The organism is Changchengzhania lutea (assembly GCF_006974145.1).
GTDB lineage: Bacteria > Bacteroidota > Bacteroidia > Flavobacteriales > Flavobacteriaceae > Changchengzhania > Changchengzhania lutea.
Genome location: NZ_CP039456.1, coordinates 1686930 through 1699543 on the forward strand (window position 1 = coordinate 1686930; position 12614 = coordinate 1699543).

14 protein-coding genes, 1 tRNA gene and 1 pseudogene are annotated in these 12614 nt (G+C 32.6%); 12 read left to right on the forward strand and 4 right to left on the reverse strand.

The window, feature by feature from the left end:
- Positions 1-40: 40 nt before the first annotated feature.
- Positions 41-1036, forward strand: a complete 996-nt coding sequence (gene dusB / locus FAF07_RS07750) for a tRNA dihydrouridine synthase DusB (RefSeq protein ID WP_142784558.1) — start codon at positions 41-43, stop codon at positions 1034-1036.
- A 194-nt stretch (positions 1037-1230) separates the two neighbouring features.
- Here dusB and FAF07_RS07755 read toward each other — a convergent pair whose 3' ends face one another.
- The gene (locus FAF07_RS07755) at positions 1231-2445 is read right to left on the reverse strand and encodes an ABC transporter permease (RefSeq protein ID WP_142784559.1); all 1215 of its coding nucleotides are present in this window, start codon (positions 2443-2445) and stop codon (positions 1231-1233) included.
- A gap of 62 nt (positions 2446-2507) precedes the next feature.
- On the reverse strand, positions 2508-2903 hold the full coding sequence (gene rbfA / locus FAF07_RS07760; protein WP_142784560.1) for a 30S ribosome-binding factor RbfA: 396 nt from the start codon (positions 2901-2903) through the stop codon (positions 2508-2510).
- A gap of 213 nt (positions 2904-3116) precedes the next feature.
- Between rbfA and mce the strand changes: the two genes are divergently transcribed.
- From mce to FAF07_RS07775, 3 genes are all read left to right on the forward strand, one after another.
- A complete protein-coding gene (gene mce / locus FAF07_RS07765) occupies positions 3117-3527 on the forward strand; it encodes a methylmalonyl-CoA epimerase (RefSeq protein WP_142784561.1) in 411 nt (136 codons plus the stop codon).
- A 47-nt stretch (positions 3528-3574) separates the two neighbouring features.
- A tRNA-Ile gene (locus FAF07_RS07770) sits at positions 3575-3648 on the forward strand.
- A 324-nt stretch (positions 3649-3972) separates the two neighbouring features.
- A complete protein-coding gene (locus FAF07_RS07775) occupies positions 3973-5163 on the forward strand; it encodes an ATP-binding protein (protein WP_142784562.1) in 1191 nt (396 codons plus the stop codon).
- A gap of 181 nt (positions 5164-5344) precedes the next feature.
- Here FAF07_RS07775 and FAF07_RS18525 read toward each other — a convergent pair whose 3' ends face one another.
- Complete coding sequence (locus tag FAF07_RS18525) at positions 5345-5491, reverse strand: hypothetical protein (protein ID WP_185956541.1); 147 nt, start codon at positions 5489-5491, stop codon at positions 5345-5347.
- Between the two features lie 12 nt (positions 5492-5503).
- A pseudogene (locus FAF07_RS19155) lies at positions 5504-5728 on the reverse strand (hypothetical protein); the annotation flags it as partial.
- A 427-nt stretch (positions 5729-6155) separates the two neighbouring features.
- Between FAF07_RS19155 and FAF07_RS07785 the strand changes: the two are divergent.
- The 8 genes from FAF07_RS07785 (at position 6156) to FAF07_RS07820 (ending at position 12491) form a co-directional block, all read left to right on the forward strand.
- A complete protein-coding gene (locus FAF07_RS07785; protein ID WP_142784563.1) occupies positions 6156-6566 on the forward strand; it encodes a response regulator in 411 nt (136 codons plus the stop codon).
- Entirely contained in the window at positions 6566-7105 is a 540-nt protein-coding gene (locus FAF07_RS07790) for a heme NO-binding domain-containing protein (protein WP_142784564.1), read from the forward strand. The genes FAF07_RS07785 and FAF07_RS07790 overlap by 1 nt, the downstream gene beginning before the upstream one ends.
- The gene (locus FAF07_RS07795) at positions 7105-8694 is read left to right on the forward strand and encodes a sensor histidine kinase (RefSeq protein WP_142784565.1); all 1590 of its coding nucleotides are present in this window, start codon (positions 7105-7107) and stop codon (positions 8692-8694) included. Before FAF07_RS07790 ends, FAF07_RS07795 begins: the two co-directional genes overlap by 1 nt.
- Before the next feature lie 3 nt (positions 8695-8697).
- A complete protein-coding gene (locus tag FAF07_RS07800) occupies positions 8698-9831 on the forward strand; it encodes an FIST signal transduction protein (RefSeq protein WP_142784566.1) in 1134 nt (377 codons plus the stop codon).
- A complete protein-coding gene (locus tag FAF07_RS07805) occupies positions 9831-10880 on the forward strand; it encodes a sensor histidine kinase (protein WP_142784567.1) in 1050 nt (349 codons plus the stop codon). The genes FAF07_RS07800 and FAF07_RS07805 overlap by 1 nt, the downstream gene beginning before the upstream one ends.
- 2 nt (positions 10881-10882) lie before the next feature.
- Positions 10883-11203 carry an Hpt domain-containing protein gene (locus FAF07_RS07810; RefSeq protein ID WP_142784568.1) on the forward strand — a complete coding sequence of 107 codons (321 nt, stop codon included), beginning with the start codon at positions 10883-10885 and terminating at the stop codon, positions 11201-11203.
- Positions 11204-11212: 9 nt separating this feature from the next.
- Positions 11213-11929, forward strand: coding sequence for a LytR/AlgR family response regulator transcription factor (locus FAF07_RS07815; RefSeq protein WP_142784569.1), 717 nt, complete (start codon positions 11213-11215; stop codon positions 11927-11929).
- Positions 11930-12191: 262 nt separating this feature from the next.
- Positions 12192-12491, forward strand: a complete 300-nt coding sequence (locus FAF07_RS07820; protein WP_142784570.1) for a GIY-YIG nuclease family protein — start codon at positions 12192-12194, stop codon at positions 12489-12491.
- Positions 12492-12614 lie beyond the last annotated feature (123 nt).

Sequence of the window (12614 nt, forward strand, 5' to 3'; positions counted from 1 at the left end):
TTGATGAAAAAAACAGTAATTTTGCCCAAAGTTAAACCCCGTGATAAAAATAGACAACATAGAACTCCCCGATTTTCCATTGCTATTAGCACCTATGGAAGATGTGAGCGATCCACCGTTTCGAGCCTTATGCAAAGAGCAAGGTGCAGATGTTGTGTACACTGAGTTTGTGTCTAGCGAAGGCCTTATTCGTAATGCTGCAAAAAGCGTTATGAAGTTGGATATCTACGAAAAAGAGCGTCCAGTTGGCATCCAGATTTTTGGAGCCAATTTAGATAGCATGTTACAGACTATTGATATTGTTTCAGCATCAAAGCCAGATATCATTGATATCAACTTCGGTTGTCCCGTAAAAAAGGTCGTGAGCAAAGGCGCCGGTGCAGGCATATTAAAAGATATTTGCCTCATGGAACAGCTCACTGCTGAAATGGTCAAGCGCACCCATATTCCCATAACGGTTAAAACCCGCTTGGGCTGGGACCACGATTCTATAAAAATTGTCGAGGTTGCGGAACGCTTACAAGATGTAGGTTGTAAGGCTATCGCTATTCATGGCCGTACCAGAGCGCAAATGTATAAGGGCGATGCCAATTGGAAACCTATTGCACAAGTGAAGAACAACCCAAGAATGCACATTCCCGTATTTGGGAATGGCGATATTACAAGTCCGGAACGGGCTATGGAAATGCGTGATGTTTACGGACTGGATGGCGCCATGATTGGTCGTGCAAGTATTGGGAACCCCTGGTTTTTTAAGCAAGTAAAGCACTTTTTTAATACAGGCGAACACTTAGCGCCCATTTCTCTTGAAGATCGCGTGGATGCAGCACGAAGACATTTACAAATGGCTATCGATTGGAAAGGCGAAATTTTAGGAGTTTTCGAAACCCGCAGGCATTATACCAACTACTTTAAAGGCATTCCTCATTTTAAAGAATACCGAATGAAAATGGTTACTAGCGATCATTCCGAGGATGTTTTTGCCGCCTTTGATGAGGTCCTTGAAAACTTCGCAGGCTATCAATTTACAGAGTAGTTTTATTATTTGGGCAAATGGCAAGCCACCGCGCTATCCACTATATCTTTTTAAAGCCCCATGGCGAAGAATAGAAGACTTAGCTAATCTTTTAAGTTCTACTTATATACAAGCTTCAATTTATAACGCTTTAAAAAGGATGCCGCTCCTATCACTTTTGCACCGGTTTGCCATGTTTATGGTAACTTCCAAAATTAATAGTCTTTCAAGAGGGTTTTTGATATTCTAACCGATGCTATTTTTGAGGCGATAACCCCTAACACCGAAATAGTGACAAATACAATAAGTAAGTTTATAAACTTAATGGTTGCTGGGTAAGGTAGCGAAGGCGTAATATAAACCTTTAGTATCTCGGGGCCGTAAATCTGATTAATAATCACGAGAAGGCCAATAAGAATGCCAATAAAGCCGCCAATAACACTCATTAAACTCCCTTGAAAAAAGAAAATCTGCCGAATCTCTTTTAAAGTGACACCCATATTAAATAAAGTACTCAGGGTTTTCTTTTTATCTAAAATCATCATGATGATAGACCCGATTACATTGAATAAAGCAATGATTAACACCAGTGTGAAGATTAAGTAGACTGCCAGATATTCGGTATTTAGCATTTTGTAAAGGGCATCATTTAATTGCGCTCTGTTTTTTAAAACAACCTTATCGCCTAAAATAGACTCAATATCTGCTTTTGCTTTTTCTTGATCAGCACCTTCTTGCAGTTTAAACTCGACAGCCGAAATTCTATTGGGTTCATAATTTAATAAATGCTGCGCCAAATCTAGGGGAGCATACACGTATTTATCATTCAGCTCTTCGTTAATATCAAAAATGCCAACATTAACGGTTTTAACGCTATTAAAAGCACTTTTTATTGAGGTGATTTGCCCTTTTCCGGGTTTAGGGACCGATATATTTACCGTTTTAGCATAGTCTAAAACACCAAAAGAGAGGTTTCTGGAAATCCCCCAACCCACAACAATCTGATTGGTTTGTGGCTCAAACCAAGTACCTTGCACAATCACCGAATCCACGTGGTTTACAGCCTGAAAATTCTCATCAACACCCTTAATACTGGCAATATAATTCTTGTTATCAAAGGTTACAACCACGCGCTCCTCTAGAATTTTTGAGTATTGTGCTATTGGTTCTAACTGGTTTAATTTACTGGCTTCATCATTACTAAGAACGAATGATTTCCCTGTGGCGGTTTCTGCTTTTAAATCGGGGTCTACAATACTTGAAAACTCCAAAGTAAAATCCTTTAGACCCGCAAATCCAGAAAGTACAATAAACAAAGAGGCAGCCCCTAAAATCACGCCAATAATGGCGATGATAGTAATAAAATTTATGGCGTTATTGGAACTTTTAGAGCGTAGGTAACGTTTTGCTATGTAGAGTGGGACATTCATAATTTATAAGACTATGAAAAAATTATTATGAATGGAATGTTTTAGCATGCTTAAAAAACCGATTACGATTTCCTTCTTTTATCTAATAAATCAGGATTGTCTATAGGGTTGTCTTCTCCTTTAAGTGATTTATCAATTTGATTGATGTACTCTAATGAATCATCAATAAAAAACTCCAACTGCGGCATACGTCTTAATTGATGCTTGGTGCGTTGTGCCAGTTCATGCTTGATTAAGTTGGTATTCGATTTTATACCTACAATAAGTTCCTTCGCTTTATCATTAGGAAAAATACTTAAATATACCTTGGCCACAGAGAGGTCTACTGTAACTGTAACTTTAGAAACGGAAATTAAAATACCGTGCATACCACCTTGTGTAGCTGCGCCTTGAAGCACTTCTACCAAATCGCGTTGTAAAACGCCTGCAATTTTTTTTTGTCTTTGACTTTCTTCCAATTTATATAAATTTTAAACTTTGTGGGCCAACTGAATATATGGTTTTTGTTGGGCTTATTGTAATATAGGTTTTCTGGTGCAAAAATAACAGATATTTAAAGATTATCTTACTTTTGATTTACAAAATTTGTATCTTGATATTGAACTTATTTAAACTTTTTTAAATGAGTTCATTAATAGATTTTTGCAAAAGTGAATAAAAAAGGATGATAAATGAACAAGATTGAACATATAGGGATTGCTATAAAAAACATGGACGATTCTAACGCGTTGTTTACAAAACTATTTGGTAAACCACCCTATAAAATGGAAGCTGTAGAAAGTGAAGGTGTAAAAACATCGTTTTTTGAAGTGGGTGACAATAAAATTGAATTGCTAGAAGCCACCAACGACGATAGCGCTATAGCTAAGTTTATTGAACGTAAAGGCGAAGGGGTCCACCATATTGCATTTGATGTTTTAGATATTGAAGCCGAAATTAAGCGCTTAAAGGCAGAAGGCTTTATTGTTTTGAATGAGAAGCCTAAACGGGGAGCCGATAATAAGCTAGTGGCATTTCTACATCCTAAGTCTAGCAATGGCGTACTTATAGAACTCTGTCAAGAAATTGTTTTAAAGGAATAAATTACTTGTAGAGTTTTAAAAATAATATTAGATTTGCAGCCAATTTTGGTCCCATAGCTCAGTTGGTTAGAGCACCTGACTCATAATCAGGTGGTCCTTGGTTCGAGCCCAAGTGGGACCACGTCAACAAAGACAAGCCTTTCAAGAGATTGAAAGGTTTTCTCTTTTTAGACCAGTACAACATCTGTACAACATATTGCCTTTCTTTTGCTTTCATTTATTATTATCTTTAGAAAATGGATAGGTTAGGTGAAATATTGGCAACATGGTTATATAAAAGCCGAAAGGATTTGAGACTTTTGTGGTTGAAGAACGGTTCTCTAACTGACACCAGAAATGGATGTTGAGTAAAGTAAAGAAAACTAATGGGCTTGTGTAAATATTATTTAAAACGCACACATTAAAGTGCATAAAATGTATTATATTGCACATGTAAAAATGCATTATGGAACAATTATTAGAAAAGTCGGCAGCATTAGTAAAACGGGTAAACATTGAAAAAAAGCGTTATTTATACCATGAAATTAATTGGAACAATAGATTAATAGGTGTAAAGGGCGCACGAGGTACGGGTAAAACTACTCTTTTATTACAAAAATTAAAAGAATTAGGATTATTACCCACACAAGGCACGTATTGGTCTTTAGATGATTTTTATTTTACAACGCATTCATTGGTAGAAACTGCCGAAGAGTTCTTTAAAAAAGGAGGACAATATCTTTTTTTAGATGAAGTACATAAATATGAAAATTGGTCCATACATATAAAAAACTTATATGATTTTTACCCAGATCTAAAGATAGTATTCACAGGATCTTCCATTATTGATATTTCTAGAGAAGAAGGTGATTTAAGTAGAAGAATGCTGATGTACACCTTATCTGGGCTTTCGTACCGCGAATATTTAGCGTTTAACGATTTATATAATTTTGAACCTATTGCTCTAGAAGATATACTTTCTGTAAATCGTAAATGGACAGAAATATTCCCTCCCGAATTTAGACCATTAGCCCATTTTCAAGACTATTTACAATATGGTTATTATCCCTTTTCAATGGAAGATAGACAAGGTTACGCCACACGTTTGCAACAATTGGTGCGATTAATTGTGGAATACGATATGGCAGAATTAAAGGGTTTTGATATACGCAATGCAAAAAAAATGTTGCAATTACTTAATGTGGTTGCGGCTAATGTACCGTTTCAACCCAATATATCCAATATTGCTACAAAGAGTGATATTCATAGAAATTCAGTGGTATCTTATCTTCATTTTTTAGAGGAAGCACAGTTAATAAAATTATTGTATGCATCGGGAATAAGTTTAGCAACACTCCAGAAGCCTGAAAAAGTATATTTAGACAATCCAAATCTCGCTTTTTCATTTTCAACTTCAAACCCAAATAAGGGAAATTTGAGGGAAACCTATTTTATTTCCCAGGTTGCTGTGCGACATAAAGTTTCATACCCTAAACAAGGAGACTTTTTAGTTGATGATGTGTATACTTTTGAAGTTGGAGGCAAAGACAAAACCAACCAACAAATAGATACTATAAAAAATAGTTTTGTTGTTGCGGATGACGTAGAATTCCCCATCACTAAATTGCCACTTTGGTTATTTGGATTTTTATATTAGCACCTTATCGATTTTGCAAGATTTTATATAGAAATTTCAATAAAGATTTACTTTCAAACCAATATTTCAATAGCCTTATCTAAAACTGAGTTATCAAATTCCTTGAGATACGTTTGTGTAATACTAAGATTTTGATGTCCCATTGATTCACTAATAATATCGGTAGCGACTCCTTTTTGTTTTAAACAGTTTGCAAAGCTATGCGTTTTACGTCAAAAGCTGATGAGGGTTTAAAGCCTTTTTCTCTTGGTGTAACTCCGTTTTTTTGTTGAAGTGTTAGCCAATAATTCCACCATTTTTCAATTTTCCAATATTTATTGGTTATCATGTGAAAATGTGGATTGCCCTTAAATTCATCATTTTTTGTTTGGCGTTCTACAACCCAGATATATTGAAAATCTTCACTCCGTTTCTTAACATTATCAATAAATTTCCTTAAAATATTTACGGCTATTTCATCGGATATTTTATTTAGAAAAGTAAGCGTAACAAAACTTAATCTTTTTTGAGTTCTAGAGAAGCATGTAATTTTTTTTCTAATTTTTTGTTTCGAACGCCTAGACAAGGAACGAAAAGAACCTTCCTTGTCTTTACTCTCCTTTTTTTTGCTGTTATATTTAGTTTATCCGATTTGGGCAAAGAAAAAAAAGACACCTCAGTAGAGGTGACAGAAGAATTGATACTTAACAAAAGTCTCAGACACTTAGAGTATTTAAATTATTTAGAAATCAATATGAGTGATGAAAAATTATGTTTTTTTACCACTAGGTTTTCTAAAAGATCTTAAAAAGGATAAACTACAATCTCAATATAATACTATTATTACTTCAAAGCGACTCGCACTTAAATCTACATAAAAAAAATCAGTAAGAACCATTCGTCGACACTTAATCGTTATTCGTCTACACTAAATCTCGGAATAACGAAATGAAACATTAATATTAACTTATTACTCTACTTTTACTTACTAACGCTAAATTAATTGGTTAAAAATGAAAGCTTTAAATATTTTATTAATTGAAGATGACATGATTGAGGTAATGAAATTAAATAGAACAATTTCATCACTTCAACTCGCTCATAAAATAATTGAAGCCAACAATGGAGAAGACGCTTTAGGTATTTTAAGCAAAAAAGACGAATTACCTGACATAATTTTATTAGATTTGAATATGCCAAAAATCAATGGTATTGAGTTTTTGAGTATTTTAAAAAAAGATGATGTTTTAAAATATATCCCTACTATTATTTTAACGACATCTAATAATCAAAAAGATTTATTGGAATGTTATAAAATAGGTATTGCAGGTTATGTTTTAAAACCTTTAAAATACGAGGATTATGTATCAAAAATCGAAAAGTTATTGGCATATTGGAGCATTAATGAATTAAAGCAAATATAATGAAAGGTATTGTTTTTACTGAGTTTTTAGATTTAGTTGAAGAGAAATTCGGGCTAGAAGTTCTCGATAAAATTATAACACAATCTAATTTAGAATCTGGAGGTATATATACATCTGTTGGTACTTATAATTTTTCAGAAATGCTTCAATTACTTCAACATTTAAGTGCACATTCTGGAATATCAATAGATGATTTGCTGTTAGTTTATGCTGAACACTTTTTTGGTGTAATAGAAACGAGTTACCCTGGCCTATTAGCAACTTATAAAGATCCTATTGAAATGATTTCTTCTATTGAAAATCATATTCATATTGAAGTTAGAAAAATATATCCAGATGCCGAATTACCAACCTTTGAAGTTGTTGAGAAAACAGATAACTCACTAGTAATGATTTATAAATCAAGTAGAGCGATGCATCATTTTGGCTTAGGCTTAATGAATAAAACATTCGAGCATTTTAATTCTACAGCTTCAATCGTTTTAGAAAAAATAAAAGAAGATGGTACCGAAGTAAAGTTTTTAATTAATAAAAACTAATGGGTCAAGATAAAATTGACATGTTACAACGTGCGCTTGCACGCGAAAAAGCTGCTCGGAAACAAGCAGAAAAAATTCTTGAAAGTAAAGCTGCAGAGCTTTATGAAGCCAAAGATAAACTTGAAAAATCGTACTCAGAGTTAGAAGCGCTACTCAATAAAACAGATTCGCAATTACAAGGTGTTTTTGAAAATATAGTGGATGCTTATGTTATTATGGATTTAATGGGCAACATTTTGAAAATGAATGATGCCGCTGTAAGTCTATTAGGTTTTGATGATGCTAATGAGGATTTTAATCTTCTTGAAATGGCAAACCCAAATGAGATGGAGCGTGTAGCAGAATCGTTTCAATCACTTCTTATTAATGGCTCGCTTACTGATTTTCATGTAAATGTAATTACAAGAAAAAAAGAAGAAAAACTGGTTCATATTAATGCTAGTATTATTTATGATGATGGTAAACCAGTTGCTGCTCAAGGCATAGTTCGAGATATAACATTAGATAATAAGTACCAAAAAAGTATTGAAGCAGAGCGAGTCAAATATAGCAGTATTATTGCTAACATGAATTTAGGATTAGTTGAAGTTGATAATGACGATAAAATTTTATTGGTAAACCAAAGTTTTACTGAAATATCTGGCTACACAGAAAAAGAGCTTATTGGTGAAATTGGTGGAAAATTATTTCCAGTATATGAGGATTCCCAAGTTATTGAGACTGAAAATTTAAAGCGTCAAGATGGTGAGTCAAACTCTTATGAGCTGAAAGTTAGAAATAAAGCTGGAGAGTTAAGACATTGGCTAATAAGTGGTGCGCCAAACTATAATTTGAAAGGAGAAGTTATAGGTTCTATAGGTATTCATTTAGATATTACCGATTTAAAAAGCTTAGAACTTCAAAAAGAAAGACTACTATCTAAATTAGGTAAAAGTAACGATGAGTTAGAAGAATATGCTCATATTGTTTCTCATGATTTGAAATCGCCATTACGAAGTATTAATGCTTTAGTGAGTTGGCTTAAAGAAGATAATGATGGCAAGTTAGATGATATAAGTATGCAAAATTTTGCACTTATTGAAGCAACTCTTGAAAAAATGGAGCAGCTCATTTCAGATGTGTTAAGTTATTCAAGCGTAGGCACTAGCGAGAATGAAAAAGTAAATGTTAATTTGGATGAAGTCATTACCGATTTAATTCAAATGATGTATAAACCAGAGCATATAACTGTAGAAATTTTAAATACACTTCCAACACTAAAAGGTGATAAAACGAAACTGGAACAAGTGTTTCAAAACCTTATAGGTAATGCCATTAAATTTATTGATAAAACGGAAGGTTTTGTAAAAATAAAAGCGGAAGAATTAAGTACGCATTATCAATTTTCAATTGCAGATAATGGTGTGGGTATTGAAGAAAAGTTTCATAATAAAATTTTTAAAATATTTCATGCACTGAATAAAAGTAAAGATTCTACCGGCATCGGTTTGTCTATCGTTAAAAAGATTGTGGATTTGCATGAAGGCGATATTTGGTTAGAAAGTGAACTCGGAAAAGGAACTACATTCTTTTTTACACTAAAAAAATAATCCATGAAAACGGTACAATTAAAACGACATAAAACTGATGATTGGAAATATTTAACTGAAAAGATTCCACTCCTAAAACCTTTAGTTCTAGTTTTAGGAAATAGGTATTTGTTAGAAAGCGACATTATTTATGAAGATGTAAAGCGTTTATTTCCAGATGGACATATTGTTTTTGGCTCTACAAGTGGCGATATAACGTCAAATATGGTTGATGATGATGCCATTACCATAACAGCTATTGAATTTGAAAAAAGTCAATTTTTAATCAAGACCAGTAATATCATAAATTCAGATTTAGATAGCTACAAAACGGGCGTTGATTTAGTAAAGCAGTTTCCAAAAGCAGGTTTAAAACATATTTTTGTGTTATCAGAAGGTAGTTTTGTTAACGGCAGTGAGTTAACTAAAGGTATGAATGCTTCATCTGAAAATAATATTTTGATTACAGGTGGACTATGTGGTGATGCTGCACGTTTTGAAAAAACAGTAGCGGCTTATAATGAAAACCCAAAACCAGGAGAAATAATAGCTATAGGTTTTTATGGTGAAACCTTAGAGGTTTCGTTTTCAATTCATGGCGGATGGACCCCTTTTGGCCCAGAACGGGTGGTTACAAAATCGAGTTCAAACGTGCTTTATGAGTTAGATAATCAGCCTGCGTTAGATTTATATAAAAAATATTTAGGTGATAAATCCAATGCATTACCTTCAGCAGCATTATTATATCCACTTAATGTAAAATCAACAGAGGAAAAACAATCATTCGTTAGAACTATTTTGAATATCAATGAAGATGAAAACACTATGATTCTTGCAGGGGATATTCCGGAAGATTCTAAAGTACAACTCATGATGACCAATGTAGATAACATTGCAAATGCATCAGAACGTGCTGCAAGACAAGCTTTAGAGTTAAGAAAAAATAAACCTCAATTGGCTTTATTGGTAAGTTGTATTGGTAGAAAGTTAGTTCTAGACCAACGTGTTGAAGAAGAAATTGAAGAAGTTGTAGCTGTGGTTGGGGAAGATACCACTATTTGTGGTTTTTATTCTTATGGGGAAATTGCACCATTTCACGGTGAAAATAATTGCCAACTTCATAATCAAACCATGACCATAACGCTAATAAGCGAATAATGAATTCACTACTAAAACGTCAATTGCGTAAATATTTAACAAAAGAGTTATCTGAATCGAAAGATTTAGAAAACTTTCTTGATGTAGTAAATAGGTCTTATCATAATTTTGATGAGCAATATGTTATGCAACAACGCGCTATGACAATTAGTTCTGATGAATTATCAGTTGCAAACGAACAATTAAAGGAAGAGGCCTACGCGCAGAAAGAAGTTATAAATAAGTTGAAGCACGTTATTGAGACACTTAAATTTTATGAGCTTCCAGAAAATAATACCCTTGAGAATGCCGATTTAGATGGATTAAAACTAGTAGATTTTATTGATAATCAAACCAAAGAAATTGTAGAAATAAATAAACAACGTGAAAAACTGTTGAATGAATTGGCGCATCAAAATCAAGAATTAAGTGATTATGCTCATATGGTGTCTCATGATTTAAAATCACCCTTGCGAAGTATAGACACATTAACTGCTTGGTTGAAAAGTGATTATGATGATAAGTTTGATGATACTGGCAAAAACAGTCTGAAACTCATTAGGAATAATGTAGAAAAAATGGATACCCTTATTAATGGTATTTTAGAATATTCTACTATTGGTAAAAACCAATTAGAACGTTATGATGTTGATACTAATAAGCTTATTGATGATATTTTAAATATTATTGAAATTCCAGAACATATTTCAATAGTTAAAAACGGAACATTTCCAGTTGTAAAGGGTGATAAATATAGGTTACAGCAACTATTTCAAAGTATAATTGATAATGCTATAAAGTATAATGATAAAGCATCAGGACTTATTGAAATTGGTGTTGAAAACCAGAACGACTTTTGGCAGTTTTATATAAAAGATAATGGTAAGGGCATTGATGAAAAATATTATGATAAAATATTTAAAACCTTTCAAAAATTAGAAAATAACCCACAATCAACAGGTATTGGTTTATCTATAGTTAAGAAAATTATCGATTTATACGGAGGTAAAGTGTGGTTAACTTCTCAATTGAATAAAGGAACTACGTTCCATTTCACCATTAAAAAATAGCTATGGAACAACCTAATTTAGCATACATTGATACGCTTTCTGGAGGCGATGAGGCTTTTAAACAAAAGTTAATAGATATTATTAAAATGGAGTTCCCAGATGAAAAAGCAGTTTACCTAAAAAACATAGAAGAAAAAAACTTTGAAGCAGCAGCAGAAAATGTACACAAACTTAAACATAAAATTAGTATTTTAGGACTTGAAAAGAGTTATGAAATTGCTACAGAATTTGAAAATGATTTAAAAGATAATCATGATGATGTAGGCAAAGAAGCGTTTATAAGTATTCTTCAAAATATAACTACCTTTTTGGCGACTTTATAATCTTATTTTATGAATTGTATTATTATTGATGATGAGGCAACAGCAAGAGCCATTATTGCCCAACTTTGCTCAAATATTTCTAGTTTAAATATTTTAGAAGAATTTCCTAATGCGCTGCAGGCCATAAAGTATTTGAATCAAAATGAAGTCGATCTTATTTTTTTAGATATTCATATGCCAGATTTTACAGGTTTCGATTTTATTCAAACCTTAAAAAATCCACCTAAAATTATTTTAACCACTTCAGATCCGCAATTTGCTATTGAAGCTTTTGAGTACGATTGTATTGTCGATTATTTAGTAAAACCCATAATACTACCGCGTTTTGAAAAATCGATTCAAAAAGCAAAAGCTACAGTTTCAAAACCTACTGTAAATACTGCGTCTTCACCTGAAACAGTAGAAACTAGTTCTGGAAACGATTTATATGTTAACATTGATAGGCGTCTTATAAAAATAGATATACCAAGTATTTATCTTATTGAAGCCAAAGGCGATTATATTAATGTAAAAACGGAAGAAAAAAATTATACGGTACATTCCACATTAAAAAAAATAGAAGATAAATTACCAAATGACTTGTTTTTAAAAGTGCACCGGTCGTACATAATAAACGTTCAAAAGATTATCGATATTGAAGATAATAGCGTTTTAATAAAAAAGGATGTAATTCCTGTAAGTCGCTCAAACCGTCCTGAATTAATGAAACGGTTAAATTTATTATAAATGTTTTCGATATCATGCTATGTTTCTACCGTTACTCATTTCAATATGACAAAACAACATTAATTTAGTATCTCTAGTCATTTCGACGATAGGAGAAATCACATAATTAAATTGATATAAACTTGTATAATGTGATGTCTCAATCGTCCCTCATTTCGACATGACTAACATATTCTTATTTGATATCTTGAGCCATTTCGACAAAGCGAAGCATGAGCGACGAGAAATCACATAACAGTAAGAGGTAATACATTTAAAAATTATGCAACATAAATACTTCGTTTATATAACAACCAATAAATATAGAACTACCTTATATATTGGCTTTACAAATAACATCCAAAATAGATTATCTCAACATTATTTTGATTCTCAAAATGCTAAAAAATCTTTTGCGGGTAAATATGGTTGTGTTTATTTGGTCTATTATGAAACTTTCGAATATCCTAAACTTGGAATATCAAGAGAAAAAGAATTGAAAAAGTGGAGACGTGAAAAGAAAAACAAACTAATTTCTGATTTTAATCCTAAATGGGAAAATTTAAATAATCAAATATTTTAATTCTTTTAACTATGTGATGTCTCAGATGCTTTCTATATAACTTTGAGTCATTTCGACAGAGTGAAGTATGAGCGACGAGAAATCTCATGAAGCAAACAAACACATTAATGCCCAAGTATAATG